15 protein-coding genes and 1 pseudogene are annotated in these 16,958 nt (G+C 64.0%); 10 read left to right on the top strand and 6 right to left on the bottom strand.

The window, feature by feature from the left end:
- Nucleotides 1–98 precede the first annotated feature (98 nt).
- Complete coding sequence (rapA, locus tag CAG34_RS11970; protein ID WP_075046115.1) at nucleotides 99–2,945, bottom strand: RNA polymerase-associated protein RapA; 2,847 nt, start codon at nucleotides 2,943–2,945, stop codon at nucleotides 99–101.
- Between the two features lie 161 nt (nucleotides 2,946–3,106).
- Here rapA and CAG34_RS11965 point away from each other — a divergent pair, with 161 nt between their 5' ends.
- From CAG34_RS11965 to CAG34_RS11945, 7 genes are all read left to right on the top strand, one after another.
- Complete coding sequence (locus CAG34_RS11965; RefSeq protein WP_025340349.1) at nucleotides 3,107–3,802, top strand: M949_RS01915 family surface polysaccharide biosynthesis protein; 696 nt, start codon at nucleotides 3,107–3,109, stop codon at nucleotides 3,800–3,802.
- A gap of 63 nt (nucleotides 3,803–3,865) precedes the next feature.
- The gene (locus tag CAG34_RS11960) at nucleotides 3,866–4,195 is read left to right on the top strand and encodes an aspartate-semialdehyde dehydrogenase (RefSeq protein ID WP_085590175.1); all 330 of its coding nucleotides are present in this window, start codon (nucleotides 3,866–3,868) and stop codon (nucleotides 4,193–4,195) included.
- A 67-nt stretch (nucleotides 4,196–4,262) separates the two neighbouring features.
- Entirely contained in the window at nucleotides 4,263–4,424 is a 162-nt protein-coding gene (locus CAG34_RS28985) for a hypothetical protein (protein WP_075046112.1), read from the top strand.
- Nucleotides 4,425–4,559: 135 nt separating this feature from the next.
- Nucleotides 4,560–4,676 carry a cytochrome c oxidase subunit CcoM gene (gene ccoM, locus CAG34_RS29320; protein WP_025340347.1) on the top strand — a complete coding sequence of 39 codons (117 nt, stop codon included), beginning with the start codon at nucleotides 4,560–4,562 and terminating at the stop codon, nucleotides 4,674–4,676.
- A gap of 296 nt (nucleotides 4,677–4,972) precedes the next feature.
- Entirely contained in the window at nucleotides 4,973–6,961 is a 1,989-nt protein-coding gene (locus tag CAG34_RS11955; RefSeq protein ID WP_085590174.1) for an FUSC family protein, read from the top strand.
- Nucleotides 6,948–7,154 carry a DUF1656 domain-containing protein gene (locus tag CAG34_RS11950; RefSeq protein ID WP_025340345.1) on the top strand — a complete coding sequence of 69 codons (207 nt, stop codon included), beginning with the start codon at nucleotides 6,948–6,950 and terminating at the stop codon, nucleotides 7,152–7,154. Before CAG34_RS11955 ends, CAG34_RS11950 begins: the two co-directional genes overlap by 14 nt.
- 12 nt (nucleotides 7,155–7,166) lie before the next feature.
- Nucleotides 7,167–8,024: an HlyD family secretion protein gene (locus CAG34_RS11945; protein ID WP_075046110.1), complete on the top strand. Its 858-nt coding sequence runs from the start codon at nucleotides 7,167–7,169 to the stop codon at nucleotides 8,022–8,024.
- Between the two features lie 203 nt (nucleotides 8,025–8,227).
- Here CAG34_RS11945 and CAG34_RS11940 read toward each other — a convergent pair whose 3' ends face one another.
- The gene (locus CAG34_RS11940) at nucleotides 8,228–8,986 is read right to left on the bottom strand and encodes an SDR family NAD(P)-dependent oxidoreductase (RefSeq protein ID WP_085590172.1); all 759 of its coding nucleotides are present in this window, start codon (nucleotides 8,984–8,986) and stop codon (nucleotides 8,228–8,230) included.
- A gap of 111 nt (nucleotides 8,987–9,097) precedes the next feature.
- On the opposite strand from CAG34_RS11940, the gene CAG34_RS11935 reads away from it, so the two are divergent.
- Both CAG34_RS11935 and CAG34_RS11930 read left to right on the top strand, forming a co-directional pair.
- Nucleotides 9,098–10,006 (top strand): LysR family transcriptional regulator, encoded by a 909-nt coding sequence (locus tag CAG34_RS11935; RefSeq protein ID WP_085590170.1) that lies wholly within the window; start codon nucleotides 9,098–9,100, stop codon nucleotides 10,004–10,006.
- A gap of 122 nt (nucleotides 10,007–10,128) precedes the next feature.
- Nucleotides 10,129–10,464: a DUF2025 family protein gene (locus tag CAG34_RS11930; RefSeq protein ID WP_013973906.1), complete on the top strand. Its 336-nt coding sequence runs from the start codon at nucleotides 10,129–10,131 to the stop codon at nucleotides 10,462–10,464.
- Between the two features lie 185 nt (nucleotides 10,465–10,649).
- Here CAG34_RS11930 and CAG34_RS11925 read toward each other — a convergent pair whose 3' ends face one another.
- Nucleotides 10,650–13,229: an EAL domain-containing protein gene (locus tag CAG34_RS11925; protein WP_085590167.1), complete on the bottom strand. Its 2,580-nt coding sequence runs from the start codon at nucleotides 13,227–13,229 to the stop codon at nucleotides 10,650–10,652.
- A gap of 51 nt (nucleotides 13,230–13,280) precedes the next feature.
- Entirely contained in the window at nucleotides 13,281–14,354 is a 1,074-nt protein-coding gene (locus CAG34_RS11920; RefSeq protein WP_085590387.1) for a diguanylate cyclase, read from the bottom strand.
- 130 nt (nucleotides 14,355–14,484) lie between these two features.
- On the opposite strand from CAG34_RS11920, the gene CAG34_RS11915 reads away from it, so the two are divergent.
- Entirely contained in the window at nucleotides 14,485–15,576 is a 1,092-nt protein-coding gene (locus CAG34_RS11915; protein ID WP_085590165.1) for an MBL fold metallo-hydrolase, read from the top strand.
- Between the two features lie 3 nt (nucleotides 15,577–15,579).
- On the opposite strand, the gene CAG34_RS11910 is transcribed toward CAG34_RS11915, so the two are convergent.
- Together CAG34_RS11910 and CAG34_RS29070 are read right to left on the bottom strand one after the other, a co-directional pair.
- On the bottom strand, nucleotides 15,580–16,476 hold the full coding sequence (locus CAG34_RS11910; RefSeq protein WP_085590163.1) for a formate/nitrite transporter family protein: 897 nt from the start codon (nucleotides 16,474–16,476) through the stop codon (nucleotides 15,580–15,582).
- Between the two features lie 174 nt (nucleotides 16,477–16,650).
- Nucleotides 16,651–16,958: pseudogene (locus tag CAG34_RS29070) on the bottom strand (hypothetical protein); the annotation flags it as partial.

Raw genomic sequence — 16,958 nt, 5'->3', positions numbered from 1 at the left:
CCAGTAATTTCAACTATTGCGCGTCAATCCTGGGGCCGCGTTGCGGCCCTTTCGCGACACAAGGCCGCTCCCACAAAGGCGGCGGTGTCTGACCTGTATTAGCCAGCCACCAGCACGCGAATGGCTTCCAGGCGCAGGGCGGCCTTTTCCAGCATCGCCAGGCCCTCTTCGCGCTGCTTGCGCAGCGCTTCGATCTCGCTGTCGCGCACGCTCGGGTTGACCGCTTGCAGCGCGACCAGACGCGCCAGTTCTTCGTCGGCTTCCGCTGTCAGGCGACGCTGGGCCTCGGCCACGCGCTCGACGTGGGCCGGCATGACCTTGGCCTCGCCACTGCTGATGCGCTGGGCAAGCACGTCGCGCTGTGCCTGGACGAACTTGTTGGCGCTGGCGCGTGGCACGCTTTCCAGCTGGTCGTTGAGGGTTTCGAAGGCCACGCGGGACGCCAGGTCGTTGCCGTTGGCGTCGAGCAGGCAGCGCAATGCCGCCGGTGGCAGGTAACGGCCCAGTTGCAGGCTGCGCGGTGCCACCACCTCGCTGACGAACAGCAGTTCAAGCAGCACGGTGCCGGGTTTGAGCGCCTTGTTCTTGATCAGCGCCACGGCGGTGTTGCCCATCGAGCCGGACAGCACCAGGTCCATGCCGCCTTGCACCATCGGGTGCTCCCAGGTGAGGAACTGCATGTCCTCGCGCGACAGCGCCTGGCCACGGTCGTAGGTGATGGTCACGCCTTCGTCGTCGCCCAGCGGGAAGCTGGCGTCGAGCATCTTCTCGCTCGGCTTGAGGATCAGGGCGTTCTCGGAATGGTCTTCGCTGTCGATGCCGAAGGCGTCGAACAGGGTTTCCATGTAGATCGGCAGGGCGAACTGGTCGTCCTGTTCGAGAATGTCCTCGACCAGCGCCTGGCCTTCGCCGGCACCGCCGGAGTTGAGCTCCAGCAGGCGGTCACGGCCGGTATGCAGTTCGGCTTCCAGGCGTTCGCGCTCGCTGCGGGCATCGGCCACCAGGGCTTCCCAGGCCTTGCTTTCGCCACCTTCGAGCAGCGGCAGCAGGCGTGGGCCGAACTGGTGCTGCAGGGCGTTGCCGGTAGGGCAGGTGTTGAGGAAGGCGTTGAGGCCTTCGTGGTACCACTGGAACAGGCGCTCTTGCGGGCTGTCCTGCAGGTACGGGATATGCAGCTGGATGGTGTGCTTCTGGCCGATACGGTCGAGGCGGCCGATGCGCTGTTCGAGCAGGTCGGGGTGCGCCGGCAGGTCGAACATCACCAGATGGTGGGCAAACTGGAAGTTGCGGCCTTCGCTGCCGATCTCGGAGCAGATCAGCACCTGCGCGCCGAACTCTTCGTCGGCGAAGTAGGCGGCGGCGCGGTCGCGTTCGAGGATGCTCATGCCTTCATGGAACACCGAGGCCGGGATGCCGGAGCGCACGCGCAGGGCGTCTTCCAGGTCCATCGCGGTTTCGGCATGGGCGCAGATCACCAGCACCTTGGTGCGCTTGAGCATCTTCAGGGTGTCGATCAGCCAGTCGACGCGCGGGTCGAAACGCCACCAGCGCTCGTCGTCGGCCACCTCGCCCTGGGCCTGGAAGGCGACTTCCGGGTACAGCTCGGCATGTTCGCCGGCTGGCAGGTCGCGGTACTGCTCGGGCGTGGCCAGTGGGTAAGGGTGCAGTTGGCGCTCAGGGAAGCCCTGGATCGCCGCGCGGGTGTTACGGAACAGCACGCGGCCGGTGCCGTGGCGGTCGAGCAGCTCACGGATCAGGCGCGCACTGGCCTGGGTATCGCCGTCGCTGACCGCGGCCAGCAGGGCTTCGCCTTCGGCACCCAGGAAGCCCTGGATGGTGGCGTGGGCCTTGGGCGACAGGCGGCCTTCGTCGAGCAGTTCCTGTACGGCTTCAGCCACCGGGCGATAGTGCTCGCTCTCGGCGCGGAAGGCGGCCAGGTCGTGGAAACGGTTGGGGTCGAGCAGGCGCAGGCGGGCGAAGTGGCTGTCCTGGCCGAGCTGCTCGGGGGTGGCCGTGAGCAGCAGCACGCCCGGGATCACCTGGGCCAGCTGCTCGACCAGGCCATATTCAGCGCTGACCTGGTCTTCGTGCCAGACCAGGTGGTGGGCTTCGTCCACCACCATCAGGTCCCAGCCGGCGGCGAACAGCGCGTCCTGGGCCTTTTCGTCGTCGACCAGCCACTCAAGGGCCACCAGCGCCAGCTGGGCATCCTCGAACGGGTTGCTGGCGTCGCTTTCGATGAAACGCTCGGCGTCGAACAGGGCCACCTGCAGGTTGAAGCGGCGGCGCATTTCCACCAGCCACTGGTGCTGGAGGTTTTCCGGTACCAGGATCAGAACGCGGCTGGCGCGGCCCGACAGCAGCTGGCGGTGGATCACCAGGCCGGCTTCGATGGTTTTGCCCAGGCCCACTTCGTCGGCCAGCAAGACGCGCGGCGCGCTGCGGTCGGCGACTTCGCGGGCGATGTGCAACTGGTGGGCGATGGGTTGGGCGCGGCAGCCGCCCAGGCCCCACAGCGCCGACTGCATCTGCTTGCTGGTGTGCTGCAGGGTGTTGTAGCGCAGGCTGAACCACGACAGCGGGTCGATCTGCCCGGCGAACAGGCGGTCGCTGGCCAGGCGGAACTGGATGAAGTTCGACAACTGGGTTTCCGGCAGGGTGCGCGGCTGGTTCTGCCCGTCCAGGCCGTGGTAGACCATCAGCCCGTCGATGTCCTCGACCTCGCGCACGGTCAGCTTCCAGCCTTCGAAGTGGGTGATCTGGTCACCTGGCGAGAAGCGCACGCGGGTCAGCGGCGCATTGCGCAGGGAATACTGGCGGGTGTCGCCAGTGGCCGGGTAGAGCACGGTCAACAGGCGGCCATCCTGCGCCAGGATGGTACCCAGGCCGAGCTCGGCTTCGCTGTCGCTGATCCAGCGTTGCCCCGGTTGATACTGCTGCGCCATACTGCCTGAACTCCCGCGATGAAAAAGCCGGTTATGTTAACGGATCGGCCGGTCAGACCAAAGTGCCGAGCGCATCGAAAGGTGCCGAAGTGCGATAGGTAGCAACAGTCTAGCCGCTTCATCGCCCCCCACCGTGCTGCCGACGAGGGCCCCGGATCAACATGTCTGCCAAGCACCGCTGGATCAGCACTTCGATGGCCGTGGGCAGCCTGTTGCTGCTGGCCGCCTGCGAGCAGAAAAACTTCGAGACCTTGCCCGCCATCCCGATCGAGCAGCTCGAGGTACTGGGCGTGCAGACACCGATCAAGAGCGTGCACTTTCGTGACCGCGACGGTGAAGGCCTGCTGGTATTGAGCCGCAGCGATGGCCAGGCCAGCGACCCGGAAAGCGAGCAGGAAGTGGACAAGGTGGTACTCAAGGCCACGCTGTACGGGCGCACCGCCGAAAACGACGCGTTCAAGGCGCGCTGGCAGATCGAACAGGAAACCACCTGCCCGGGCCTGGACCTGGACGTGGACTTCTATAACGATGTAAGCGATGTCGGCGACCTGAACAAGGACGGCGTCGCTGAGGTGACGGTCGCCAGCCACGCCTTCTGCGGCGGTGGCATCGACCCGCACGACATCGCCATCGAGATGCGCGAAGGGCAGGCCAGCTACAGCATCACCGGCCAGTCGCTGATCACCCCGGCGGGTGAAGAGCCGATCGGCGGTGAGCGCGAGGACAGCGCTTCGCTCAAGGCTGCGCCGCAGGTGCTGCGCGAGCACATGGACGCGGTCTGGCAGCAGGTGTACAAGCGGCCCTGGAGCGAGGCCAGCCCGCCAAGCGACGACGACCCTGACGACGAAGCCGAATAAGTGTTGTGCCTGCCATCAAGGTAAGCCCGCGCCTGCCGATACAGGGGGCATAGGAGAACGTCCATGCTGCCACCGATCATTCCGCTCAGTGCCGCGCCGGTGACCTCGCAACAGGACCCGGTCAAGCCGACCCCCGACATCAAGCCGGTGGTGCCGACGCAGCCTGCATCCGGTGAAAGTGCCATCGACCTCAAGCACCAGCGTGACCCGCAGGAGCAGGCGTTGCTGCTGCGCGACGAGCAGCGCCGCCAGCAGCAACGCCGGCAGAAGGGCGACGACGAACGCTACAGTGCGATGCCCGGTGACGAGGTCAACGCCGACAACACCGTGCCGGTGGCGCCGTTGATGGGCGAGCATGTACGCCAGGGGCTGCTGGTGGACATCGAAGTCTGACATGGGGCTGGTCAGCGCCAGCGCCTGGCTTCATCATGCAAGTCTCAGTTGATCGTCGAGCCCACCCATGAGCCAAGACAACCTCATCGATTTCGATGCCGAACGCGCCAAGCGCGTCCACGACCTCAAGGAAAAGCGCCTGAACGAAATGCGCAATGCGTTCGAGCAGGCCCTGCCGTTGAACACCGCCAAGAAAAAGAAGCCCAAGGGCAAGCCGAAGAAGCGCTGAAACTTGACGCAGGTCAACCCTGCACCCGCCTCGCGTGCCCGGCCCCGGGCACCATTGACACCGATCAATTTTCCCCGCCCCCACATTGGTTAACTTGCACCCATCGGACAACGGCAAACGAATGGGGAGGCCAGCATGTTCTTCGACAACGTGGTTATCGCCGGAGTGGTAACGGTCGGGTTGATGGTCGTCTTCTTTGCCGGTCTGGGCATTTTCATCTGGAAGGACTCGAACAAGCGCAAGCCGCGCTGAGCTTCCGGGTACACGAGCACGCAAGGCATTTAGGGCGACTTCGGTCGCCCATTTTTTTTGCCTGCAATTTTTGTGTTGCCAGTACCGGCCTCTTCGCGGGCACGCCCGCTCCCACAATGACTTCACAGGATTCGGACTGTGCGCGGTCCCATGTGGGAGCGGGCGTGCCCGCGAAGAGGGCAGCACAGGAGGGCCTGTCCACAACAAAGATGATTAGCTAGCTAATTAATTGTTTCCGCTTTATCCTTCCCCCATTGTCTATCTTTCTACAAGACCATCCCCGCAAGGTCCGTCTCGTGCCCATCACCCTCCAGGCCCTGTTCGCCCCCAGCAGCCTCGCCCTCAAGTTCGCCATCAAGACGCTGCTCGGTGGCGGCCTGGCGCTGTGGCTGGCGATGCGCTGGGGTCTTGAGCAACCGTCCTGGGCACTGATGACCGCCTTCATCGTCGCCCAGCCGTTGTCGGGCATGGTGGTGCAGAAGGGCCTGGCGCGGTTGGCCGGTACCTTGGTCGGCACGTTTGCGTCGGTGCTGTTCATCGGCCTTTTTGCCCAGACCCCATGGCTGTTCCTGCTCACCTTGGCCCTGTGGCTGGCCCTGTGCACCGCCGCCTCCACCCAACTGCGCAGCGCCTGGGCCTATGCCTTCGTGCTGGCAGGCTACACCGCGGCGATCATTGCCCTGCCGGCCATCGACCACCCGTTGCAGGTGTTCGACCAAGCCGTGGCGCGCTGCACCGAGATCTGCCTGGGTATCTTCTGTGCCACCGCCAGCAGTGCCTTGCTCTGGCCCATGCGGGTAGAGCAGCAACTGGGCGGGCAGGCCCGCCAGGCCTGGCAGAACGGCCTGCAGGCCGCCAGTGCCATGCTGGGCGGCGAAGACGAGGCGCGCAAAGGCCTGCTGGAAAGCCTGGGGCGTATCGTTGCCATCGACAGCCAACGCGAACACGCCTGGTTCGAAGGCAACCGCGGGCGCCAGCGCGCTCGTGCCATTCGTGGCCTGAGCCAGAAACTGATGGTGCTGTTGCGCATTTCCCGTTCGGTGCGCCGGCAGTGGCGGCAACTTGATGAGCGCGAGGCCGAACGCCTGGCACCCTGGCTGGAGGAAGTGCGTGCACTGCTGGGCAAGCCCGACCAGCCGAACCTGTTGTTGCTGCGCCAGCGCATCTGGGATGCTGCCCACGATGAACAGATCAGCCCGGCGGAGCACTTCTGCCTGGCGCGCATGGCGCTGCTGCTGGACTACGCCATGGCTGCCAGCCAGGCGCTGGACGATGTGGAGGCGGGCAGGGCGCCCAAAGATGTGTCCCAAGGCCTGGCCGCGCACCGCGACTGGTCGCTGGCTTTGCTGTTCGGCTCACGCAGTGCGCTGGCCTTTCTGGTAATGAGTGGCTTCTGGCTGGCCACCGCATGGCCTTCGGCACCAGGTGGCCTGGTGCTGACCTGCGTGGTCTGCAGCCTGTTCGCCAGCCGCGAGAACGGCGCGCAGATCGGCCTGAGCTTCTTGCGTGGGATTTTCCTGGCGATACCTGCGGCGTTTCTGGTCGGACAGATTCTGCTGCCGCAATGGAGCAGCTTCGCCATGCTCTGCCTGGGCATGGGCGTGCCGCTGTTTCTTGGTGCGCTGGGCATGGCTCACCCGCGGACCGGGGCAACGGCTACCTCCTATTGCCTGCATTTCATCGTGCTGGTGTCGCCGCTCAACGCCATGCAGTTCGGCGTCGCCACCATGCTCAACAGTGCCTTGGCCATGCTCGTGGGTGTGTCGGCAGCGGTGATGGCCTTCCGTTTGTTGGTGTTCCGCCACCCGGCCTGGCTGGGACGGCGCCTGCGTGCGGCGACCCAGAACGACCTGGTGCGCCTGACCCGGCGCGACCTGCGCGGGGCTGACAGCTGGTTTGGCGGGCGCATGGCCGACCGCCTGATGCTACTGGCGCGGCATGCCGGCGAACTGCCCGAGAGCGAACGCAAGCGCTGGGACGACGGCCTGCACGGCCTGGATATCGGCGACGAACTGGTGCACCTGCGCATGTGCCTGGCGGTTGCCCAAGCCCCGTTGGGGCGGGCCGAGCGCGAATACCTGCAGCAGGTAGAGGCCGTGCTGGCCAAGGGGCCGGCGCCCGGGCGAGGTCAGCGCCTGGATGCCGCCAGCGAACAGTTCATTGGCGCCTTGCGCCGTCTACCCTCAAGCGATCCGCTGCGGTTGGCCGAAGGGGCGGTGCTGCAACTGCAGAAGAGCTGGGGCAAGTGGTGCCACTGGCAGGAGGAAGCCCATGGGGTTGCGTGAGTGGGAAGTGGGCGGCGTGCTGTTCAGCCCCTTCCTTGTTTATGTGTTGCTGGCGCTGGTGCTTACCGGGTTGTTGCGTCTGGTGGTGCAGGCCACGCCGTTGGGGCGCTGGATCTGGCATGAAGCGCTGTTCGACGCGGCGTTGTTCGTTTGTGTGCTGTTCCTGGTGGTGCGACTGCTGGGAGCTTTATAAAGGAGTGTTTCGATGCGTGCGGCCGTACGTACCCTGGTCACCTTGTGTGTGGTGGCCCTTGCCGTGTTCGCCGGCTATCAGCTGTGGCAGTACTACATGCTCACCCCCTGGACCCGCGATGCCCGTGTGCGCGCCGATGTGGTGGTGATCGCCCCTGATGTGTCCGGCTGGGTGCGCGAGCTGAAGGCCCGTGACAACCAGCAGGTCAAGGCCGGCGACCTGCTGATGAGCATCGACCGCGAACGCTTCCAGGCGGCCTTCGACCAGGCCAGCGCGGTAACCGAGACCCGCAGTCAGCAACTGCGCCTGCGCGAGCGTGAAGCGGCCCGGCGTACAGCCTTGGGGCCGGAGGCGATCAGTGCCGAATTGCGGGAAAACGCCCAGATCAATGCGGCCATCGCCCGCGGTGAGCTGCATGAGGCCGAGGCACAGTTACAGGTTGCCAGAATCAACCTGGCGCGCAGTGAAGTGCGGGCACCGCGCAGCGGGCATATCACCAACCTGCGCCTGGCCGAGGGCAACTATGTGAACACCGGGGAATCGGTGATGGCCCTGGTGGACGATTCAACCTTCTATATCCAGGCCTACTTCGAGGAAACCAAGCTGCCGCGCATTCGTGTGGGGGATGCGGTGAAGGTCTGGCTGATGGGCGCAGGCGAGCCGATGCAAGGGCATGTAGAGAGCATCAGCCGTGGTATCACCGACCGCAACAGCAACCCCGACAGCCAGTTGCTGCCGGAGGTTGAACCGACCTTCAACTGGGTGCGCCTGGCGCAGCGGATACCGGTGAGGATCCGCCTGGACCAGGTGCCGGAGGGGGTGACCCTGAGTGCGGGGATGACGGCCAGTGTGCAGGTGCATGAGCAATGAGGCAGGTGGCTACTCTGTGGCCCGATCGCTGGCAGCCCAGGCTCATGCGGTGTTGGGAGCAACTGTCCTGTGTTGCCTGTCCTGGCCTCATCGCCGGCAAGCCAGCTCCCACAGGTACTGCACAATGCTTGAGGTCGATGCAGTCGAGGTGGGAGCTGGCTTGCCGGCGATGGGCCGCAAAAGCGGCCCCAGAAAACCTGACCTCAGAGGAACATCCCGCCTGAAACCTCCAGCCGTTGCCCGTTGATCCAGCCATTGCCATCTTCGAGCAACAGCGCAATCGCTGCCCCGATATCATCCGGCAAGCCCACCCGCCCCAGCGCCGTGTTGCCGGCAATGTATTCATTCACCTGGCGGTTATCCCGCACCACGCCGCCGCCAAAGTCCGTCTCGATCGCCCCCGGCGCCAGAATATTCACGCGAATACCACGCGCGCCCAGTTCCTTGGCCTGGTAGCGGGTCAGCACCTCCATCGCCCCCTTCATCGCGGCATAGGCGGCATACCCCGGCAGTGCAAAGCGCGCCAGGCCAGTGGAAATGTTGACGATGCGGCCATTGTCGACCAGCAGCGGCAGCAGGCGCTGGGTGAGGAAGAACGGCCCTTTCAGCTGGATGTTCAGCAACTGGTCGAACTGCGCCTCGCTGGTTTCGGTGTATGGCACGTTCAAGCCGATCCCGGCATTGTTCACCAGAAAATCGAAACGCTCGCGACCGAAGTGTTGCTGCAAGGTTGCCCCCAGGCGTTCGGCGAAGCCGGCAAAGCTGGTGCTGTCGCTGACGTCCAGTTGCAACATGGCGGCGTTGACCCCGGCCTGCTCCAGCCGCGCGGCCACGGCCTGGGCTTCCTCGGCCTTGCTGTGGTAAGTGCCGATGACATCGATGCCGCGTGCGGCCAGGTGTTCGGCAGTGTTGCGGCCCAGGCCGCGGCTGGCGCCAGTGATCAGGGCAATCTTGCGGGTCATGGTGAAAACCTCATGGTGGGCTGATGAGCGCAGGTTATTGGTCGGTGTTGTGCTGTTAAATCCAGCAAATATGGAAATACTGTTCGGTAAAACCGGATAGACGAGGTTCAAGTGAACAAGCTGGAGTTGTTGCGCACCTTTGTGCGGGTGAGCGAGGTCAGCAGTTTCACCCTGGCTGCCGAGAGCCTGGGGCTGCCCCGTTCGACCGTGTCGGAGCAGGTCAGGGCGCTGGAGCGTTTGCTGGGTACGCAGCTGTTCAACCGCACCACCCGCCGGGTGCAGGCAACCCAAGATGGCGCCTTGCTGTACGAGCGCAGCAAGGACCTGCTGTCGGGCATGGACGAGATCGAGAGCCTGTTCTGCGCCGACGATGCCGAGCTGGCCGGGCGCCTGCGGGTCGACCTGCCGACCATGATGGCCCGTCGGGTCATCATCCCGGCGCTGCCGCAGTTTCTGCAGCGCTTCCCGCGCCTGGAGGTGGAGCTCAGTTGCACCGACCGCCAGGTCGACCTGCTGCGTGAAGGCTTCGATTGTGTGATGCGCATTGGTGCCCTGCATGACCTGGACGTGGTGGCGCGCCCGGTCGGGCAACTGAGCATGCGCAACTGTGCCAGCCCTGCCTACCTGGCCCGCCATGGCGTGCCGCGCACGCTGCAGGACCTGGCCGAGCACCACCTGGTGCATTACGTGCGCACCCTTGGGGGGCGCAGTGCCGGTTTCGAATACCTGCAGGGCGGTGAACTGCACTTCCAGGCCATGGCCGGAGTGGTCACGGTCAACAATGCCGAGGCCTACTCGGCGGCCTGCCTGGCCGGGCTGGGGTTGATCCAGGTGCCGGCGGTGGGCGTGGCCGAGCACCTGCAGCGCGGTGAGCTGGTTTCGGTACTGGAAGGCTGGCAGGCCCCGGCCATGCCAGTATCATTGTTATATGCCCGGCAACGGCATGTGCCACGCCGGGTGCAGGCCTTCATGCAGTGGCTGGGCGAGGTGCTGCATTCGCAGGTCGACGGTGGACGCTGATCGATGAAACGCGTGGCGCCTGTGCGACGGCTTGCGTTAGGCTGCCAGTCACGAGTTGCCCGGCAGAGGCAACCACCCCCGCCTGGCGTGCGTATCTTCCGATTTCATTGCGAGGTTACGTCATGGCCATCACTTCCCAGGACATCTGCAACGCTGCCGACCAGCTCAAGGGCTTCGTCGGTTTTCATGGCAAGCGCGGTGTGCACATCGTGCGTTTTTCCGAAGATTCGTTCGGCATGGACGTGGCCGACGCCAGCATCACGCCCTGCAGCGAGTTTGTCTGGCGGCCCGAGCAAGGGCAGCGCATGGCCCTGTGCCGCGAACGGCTGGCGCTGTTGCTGGAGCAGCATGTGGATGACCGTTTGAACATCGGTGAACCGCTGCGCACCTACCTGCGCCGGCGCGACCTGCCGGAAATCGTGGCAGAGCGCAGCTTGCAGCGGGATTCCGCTCTGTAATAGCGGAGTAACTGCCTAGCTCGAATACCGAAAACCTGCACCATCACTGTGGGAGCGGGTTCACCCGCGAACACCGGCGAAGCCGGTGCCATATACCGCGTCGCATTCTTCGCGGGTGAACCCGCTCCCACAGGGGGTGTGCAAGTATCAAACCTGGACAAGACAGTTACCTCCACGCGCTACAGTTAGGGCGCCGAACGCTGGGATGCCTGCTGCAACAACGCCTCGAGCCCCGCACTGTCCAGCGGCCTGCTCAGGTAATAGCCCTGCACTTCATGGCAGCGGTCCTTCTGCAATGCCCTGAGCTGCTGCTCGCTCTCCACCCCTTCGGCCGTCACCGTCAGCCCCATCGCTTCGCCCAGGTTGATGATGGCCTGGACCACGGCGCGGTCGCTGCCAGCGGTGTTGTTCAGCCCGCCGATGAAGCGTTTGTCGATCTTGATGCTGTCGAACGGGTAGGTGCGCAGGTAGCCCAACGACGAGTAGCCGGTGCCGAAGTCGTCCATGTTCAGGCGCACGCCCAGCTCCTTGAGCGACAGCATGGTGCCCAGCGCGCCTTCGATGTCATTGAGCATCACGTTTTCGGTAATTTCCAGCTCCAGGCGCTGGGCAGGGAAGGCGGTTTCCAGCAGGATCTCGCGTACATCGGCCACCACATCGCTGCGCAGGAACTGCGCCGGTGACAGGTTCACGGAAACCAGTACATCGGCGGGCCAGTCATGGGCGGTGCGGCAGGCTTCGCGCAGCACCCAGCGGCCCAGCGCAACAATGATGTCACTCTGTTCAGCCAACGGAATGAAGGTGTCCGGCCCCAGCAACCCCTCCTGCGGGTGCTGCCAGCGCAGCAAAGCCTCGACCGCGACGATGCGCAGGTCGCTGAGGCGATAGCGCGGCTGGTAGTGCAGCTCGAATTCCTGGTTGCGCAGGGCCCGCCGCATGTCGTTCTCCAGTTGGCGGCGGTACTGGATCTGCTGGTTCATTTCGGCAGCGAAATAGCGCCAGGTGCACTTGCCGTCGGCCTTGGCCTGGTACAGGGCGATATCGGCGCAGCGGATCAGCTCGCCGGCATCGAAGCCTTGGGTACGGGTCTGGGCGACACCGATACTGGCGCCAACGTGCAGGGGCTGGTTATCGAAGATGATCGGTTGTTGCAGCAGGCTGATCAGGCGCGCACAGAAGCGGTCGATCTCGCTGCGGTTGTCCATGCCGCCGAGCACCAGGAGGAACTCGTCGCCGCCCAGGCGCGCGACCAGGTCGCCATCGCGGGTGCTGTCGCGCAGGCGTGTTGCTACCTCCTGCAGCACGGCGTCACCGGCGGCATGGCCGAGGGAGTCGTTGATCGGCTTGAAGTTGTCCAGGTCCAGCAGCAGCAAGGTCAGTGGCGGCGAATCACTGCCGCGCAACAAGGCCTGCTCGAGGTGCCGGGCGAGCTTGTTGCGGTTGGCCAGCCCAGTCAGCGGGTCGTGCAGCGACAGGTGCTGGATGCGCGCATGAGCGTCGACTTCATCGGTGATGTCGCTGGCGGTGCCGCGAAAACCGACGGGCTTGCCGTCGTACCAGATGGCGCGGGCCGATATCCGGCAGTAGCGGTTCTGGCCATTCTGGTCGCGGTAGGTGCAGCGCAGGTTGGCCAGTTGTTGCGGGTCGGCCGCGGCCAGGGCATCCAGCCACGGCGAGAGCGGAGTGGTATCGCAGGCCAGCAACTGATTGAGCGGGTGGCCGAGCCAGTCGTCCACCGGGTAGCCGGTGACATTGACGAAGCGTTGCGAAAGGTAGGTCAGGCGTTGTTGCCGATCGGTTTCCCAGATCCAGTCGGAGGCCGACTCGGCCACCGCGCGAAAACGCTGCTCGCTGGCCTCCAGGGCCTGGTTGCTCTGCTGCAGATCGGCGAGCGTGAGGTCGATCGCCCGCGAACTGCGCAAGGCATGGCGGAACAGGTACAGCATGACCAGGCCGAGTATCAGCAAGGCACCCGCCAGCGGCGGCAACACCGCACGCAGCAACTGGTGTCCTGGCAGCGGGCTGCTCCAGGACAGGTGGTAGCCGGTATCGCCGAGGTCGATGCGCAGGTGGCCGTGCTCCCGCACATCATCGTTTTCCACATGCATGCCGGTCAGGCCGGCACCGCTGCTCAGCTGTGCCAGCTTTTCCTCGGTGAGCTGGTCGACGAACAGCATCACCGGCGCCTGGCGCACCTCGCTATCGGTGACATCCCGGTCCGGGCGCACCGCCGCGGCACTGAGCACTGCCGGCCAACCGTTGAACAGGACGAAACGGGTGATCTGTTCACGTGGGATGGCCGCCGCCCGAGCCTGGTCGATGATTGGCTGCAGCGCTGCATCAATATAGGTATTGGCCGCTGCCTGGGTAGGCTGGCCTTTGAACAAACCGTAGGTGGTGCGAGCGTCCTCCACCACGAACACCCCTTCATAGCCGCTGGCGCTGTACAGCGACTCGCCCACGTTCTTTTCTTCGTAGGCCCATTTCCAGTCGGCCTGGCCCGCCAGGTGTTCGAAGGCAGCATCCCACACGGCATAGCTGGACAGGAACTGGCGCGAGGCGAGCAGCCGTTGCTCCAGCGCCTTGGTTGCCTGCGAGGCACTGCGCTGGCGTTCCTGATGGTCAAGAGTACCCGCGATATTGAACAGGGCGCCGAGGATGATCAGGCAGGCCAGACCGAAAACTGCGCTGAAGCCGGCAATCAGGCGACGCACCTGGAAGCGTGGTGTGGGGCTGGCGGGTGGAAGGTTGGCGGTCCTGGCCATGCGCGAGCGGCTCCTTCAGGCAGCCTCCCGCCAGTTGGTCAGGAAGGAGGTTCAATCAGGATAGGCCAGCCTGAGCGCCGCAGCGTCTCTGTGGGCAAAATTGACCTGGTCGCGCCCGGCATGCTTGGCGGTGTACAGCGCCTTGTCCGCCTGTTCGAGCCAGTGTTCGGGTGACTCCAGGTCGGCCTCGAATGCCGAAAGGCCGATGCTCAGGCTGATGCGCAGGTGCGGCAACTGCGGGTTACGGTAGCTGGCGACCTGCTCGCGCAGGCGCTCCATGGCCTGGCAGGCTTGGGCCTCGCTGGTGTCCGGCAGGATCACGCAGAATTCGTCACCACCGTAACGCCCGGCCTGGTCGCCTTCGCGCAGATTGCGCCGCAGCTCGGCGCCGAGCTGGCGCAGCACACAGTCGCCGACCACGTGGCCGAAGGTGTCGTTGATGGTCTTGAAGTGGTCGATGTCGATCAGGGCAATCACCGCGTGCCCCTGTTGCTGCTGGCAAGCCTGAAACTTCAGCAGCAGCAGGTCTTTCCAGGCGCCGTGGTTGAGCAGCCCGGTCAGGCTGTCGGTAAGGCTCAGGGTGCTCAGCCGGCGCTTGTGGTCGGCCAGCTTGATCGCCAACTGGTAGCAGACCCAGCCCAGCGCCAGCGGGTAGAGGGTCAGCATCGGGAGGCAGGCATAGACCTGCAGGGGCGTCGCGTTCAGTTGCAGGCCGGGGCCCAGCAGCAGGATGGCGACGAGCATGCCCGCCAGTTGGGCCAGCACCCCGCGAACGACCATGCGTTTGCCGCCGGCGGCGACGTTGTTCATGGTCATCATCGACAGCACGGTCACGCTGGGCAATGGATTGAAATGCATGGCGGCGGTCCAGAACCCACCCATCAGGGAGTCCAGCACCAGGTTGCGCTGTTCTGCCTGATAGGGCATGGCCGAACGGGCGGCCCACAGGTAGGCCACATGCGGCCACAGCAGGCCGTTGAACAGTAACAGCAGCCATGCCCAGGTGGGCGGTGACAGCGGCGCCATGGCGGCCATGACGCTGAACAGACCGATCCCCAGGCCGATGACCCGCGGCAGGTAGATGCGTTTGGCGAATGAAAGTCCTTTGCCGCTGCGTTTATCCATATTGGTCATCGTTCTTCTGCTGAAGCACCGTTTATCGCATAACTCGCATGAATATTGTTGAACAGTGTTTCATCGACGAAAAATGACCTTACAAGCCAATTCACGGTTGATCCGATCACTGTGGGGTAACATGAAGGCTTTCCTGTTGCTCGGAGTGTTGCTGATGGTCCCTTTGGCCAACCCTGCCGGCGAGCCGGCGCCTCAGCGGGAAGGGCGCTTTCACAATCAGGCGTCGTTGCCACAGGATGGCGTATTGAAGAAGCTGCGCATCGGGCTCAAGTACCTGTTCCTGCGCAAACCGCCGGAAACCCGGCCGGCCACACCGGTCAGTCTCCAGCCCATGACCCGCCAGCAGGTGCTCGATGCGCCCGACCGCAGCCTTTGGCGCCTGGGCCATTCCACGGTACTGCTCAAGCTGCGCGGGCGCTTCTTTATTACCGACCCGGTATTCGCCGAGCGCGCCTCGCCGGTGCAGTGGGCCGGCCCACTGCGCTTCCATGCGCCGCCCCTGGCGCTGGACCAGTTGCCGCCGTTGGCTGCGGTGGTACTGTCCCACGATCACTTCGATCATCTTGACGAACAGGCGATTCGCCAACTTGCACCGCGCACCAGTGTGTTCCTGGCGCCGCTGGGCGTAGGCAACCTGCTGATGACCTGGGGCGTAGCACCGGCAAAGGTGCGGCAGCTGGACTGGTGGCAGGAAAGCGAGGTCGAGGGTGTGCGCTTTGTCGCCACCCCGGCTCAGCACTTTTCCGGGCGTGGGCTGCTGGACAGCAACCGGACCTTGTGGGCGTCGTGGGTGATCGTCGACGAGGATGTGCGGGTATTCTTCAGTGGCGATACCGGCTACTTCGATGGGTTCAAGCAGATTGGCGAGCGCTTCGGGCCGTTCGACCTGACCCTGATCGAGACCGGGGCCTACAACGTCGCCTGGCCCGATGTGCACATGCAGCCGGAGCAGAGCCTGCAGGCCCATCTGGATCTACGCGGGCGCTGGCTGTTGCCGATTCACAACGGCACCTTCGACCTGTCCATGCATGGCTGGCAGGAGCCGTTCGAGCGCATCCTGGCGTTGGCCAACCAGGCACAGGTGCGCCTGAGCACGCCGCAGATGGGGGAGCGGGTCAGCCTCGACTCTCCGCACGCCGGGCAGAACTGGTGGCAGCCGCGGCCTGTGCGTCAGCGCGGTCAGGCGAACGAGCGCGTGGTAGCGGCACGCTGAAGTTCATTTGTTGCCGTTGTTGCGGCGTGGGGAGGGTGGCTGTTCCTCTTTCAGTAGCCGTGAGGGCGGTTTGCCGCTGTCGCTGCGCACCTGTGCATGGCTGATCAAGCCGAAGATGAAGCTGCCGCCGATGATGTTGCCCGCCAGTGTCGGCAGGGCGAACTCCAGCCAGAAGCTGCGCCAGGTTTCATCGCCGGCCCAGACCAGATAGGACACCTCGACCGAGCCGACCACGATATGGGTGAAGTCGCCCAGGGCCATCAGGTAGGTGATCATCAGGATGATCCAGATCTTGGCGTGTTCCATCGACGGGATCATCCAGACCATGGTGGCGATCATCCACCCCGATACGATGCCTTTGGCGAACATCTGGCTGATATCGTTCTTCATGACCTTGCGGCCCACCTCCAGGAAGGCCACGTCGGTCTTGCTGTCGAAGATCGGCAGTTCCAGCATTACCCAGGCCACCAGCAAGGTGCCGGCGAGGTTGCCAAGCAGTACCACGCTCCAAAGGCGCAGCAGGCGCCCGAAGTTGGCCAGGGTGGGGGCGGTCATTACCGGCAACACGGCGGTCAGGGTGTTTTCGGTGAACAACTGCTGACGCGCCAGTATCACTGCAAGGAAGCCTGCGCTGTAGCCGATGCTGGCGATTACCTGAGCGCTGTCCCCCTCTGGCAGGCGGGCATAGAACAGGCCCATGGCCATGAGCGACAGCCCCATGGACAAGCCTGCGGCCAGTGCCGACCACCACAGTGCGGCGAGTGTACGTTCCAGTTCCTGGTCGCCCTGGTAACGAATGATCTCGTGCAGTACTGCCGCCCGGGGCGGCTGGCTAAGGCTGACTTCCTGCTCCTCGTCCGCCGACAGGCCCGGGGTTTTCTCGCTTTGCGCATCGCTCATGGCCGCTACGCTCCGTGGTGGTGTTTCTCTACAGATTCGCGGCGCTTTCATTAGTTGCCGGCGAGGAGACAAACGCCGGCAGAAAGTTTTTTCAGATCAAGGTGTTGACTCTGATTTCAAAGCGCGTATTATTCGCCTCCTCGCAGCGATGAACGCTTCGAGGCAAGCGGTAAGTTATTGAGGTTGAAGGGTTTCGAAAGAAATCGGTTGTAAAAACTTCAAAATAAACGCTTGACAGCAAATGAGGGAAGCGTAGAATGCGCGCCTCGGTTGAGACGAAAAGCTCTTAACCAAACGCTCTTTAACAAATCGAATCAAGCAATTCGTGTGGGTGCTTGTGAGTACGGACTGATAGTCACAAAGATTATCAGCATCACAAGTGGCCATGCGAGAAATCACATAGTCATTTGAGATTGCTGAGCCAAGTTTAGGGTTTCTTAAAAACCCAAGCAGTATTGAACTGAAGAGTTTGATCATGGCTC

Origin of the sequence: Pseudomonas sp. B14(2017) (assembly GCF_002113255.1) — a bacterium.
In the GTDB taxonomy this organism is placed as follows: Bacteria; Pseudomonadota; Gammaproteobacteria; order Pseudomonadales; family Pseudomonadaceae; genus Aquipseudomonas; species Aquipseudomonas putida_Z.
This window is presented reverse-complemented; position numbering and strand designations above follow the sequence as displayed.

Excerpts from the sequence above, each read along its gene's own strand:
- rapA (WP_075046115.1), bottom strand. The coding sequence starts at position 2,945 with ATGGCGCAGCAGTATCAACCGGGGCAACGCTGGATCAGCGACAGCGAA.
- CAG34_RS11965 (WP_025340349.1), top strand. The coding sequence starts at position 3,107 with ATGTCTGCCAAGCACCGCTGGATCAGCACTTCGATGGCCGTGGGCAGC.
- CAG34_RS11960 (WP_085590175.1), top strand. The coding sequence starts at position 3,866 with ATGCTGCCACCGATCATTCCGCTCAGTGCCGCGCCGGTGACCTCGCAA.
- CAG34_RS28985 (WP_075046112.1), top strand. The coding sequence starts at position 4,263 with ATGAGCCAAGACAACCTCATCGATTTCGATGCCGAACGCGCCAAGCGC.
- ccoM (WP_025340347.1), top strand. The coding sequence starts at position 4,560 with ATGTTCTTCGACAACGTGGTTATCGCCGGAGTGGTAACGGTCGGGTTG.
- CAG34_RS11950 (WP_025340345.1), top strand. The coding sequence starts at position 6,948 with ATGGGGTTGCGTGAGTGGGAAGTGGGCGGCGTGCTGTTCAGCCCCTTC.
- CAG34_RS11945 (WP_075046110.1), top strand. The coding sequence starts at position 7,167 with ATGCGTGCGGCCGTACGTACCCTGGTCACCTTGTGTGTGGTGGCCCTT.
- CAG34_RS11940 (WP_085590172.1), bottom strand. The coding sequence starts at position 8,986 with ATGACCCGCAAGATTGCCCTGATCACTGGCGCCAGCCGCGGCCTGGGC.
- CAG34_RS11930 (WP_013973906.1), top strand. The coding sequence starts at position 10,129 with ATGGCCATCACTTCCCAGGACATCTGCAACGCTGCCGACCAGCTCAAG.
- CAG34_RS11925 (WP_085590167.1), bottom strand. The coding sequence starts at position 13,229 with ATGGCCAGGACCGCCAACCTTCCACCCGCCAGCCCCACACCACGCTTC.
- CAG34_RS11920 (WP_085590387.1), bottom strand. The coding sequence starts at position 14,354 with ATGGATAAACGCAGCGGCAAAGGACTTTCATTCGCCAAACGCATCTAC.
- CAG34_RS11915 (WP_085590165.1), top strand. The coding sequence starts at position 14,485 with ATGAAGGCTTTCCTGTTGCTCGGAGTGTTGCTGATGGTCCCTTTGGCC.
- CAG34_RS11910 (WP_085590163.1), bottom strand. The coding sequence starts at position 16,476 with ATGAGCGATGCGCAAAGCGAGAAAACCCCGGGCCTGTCGGCGGACGAG.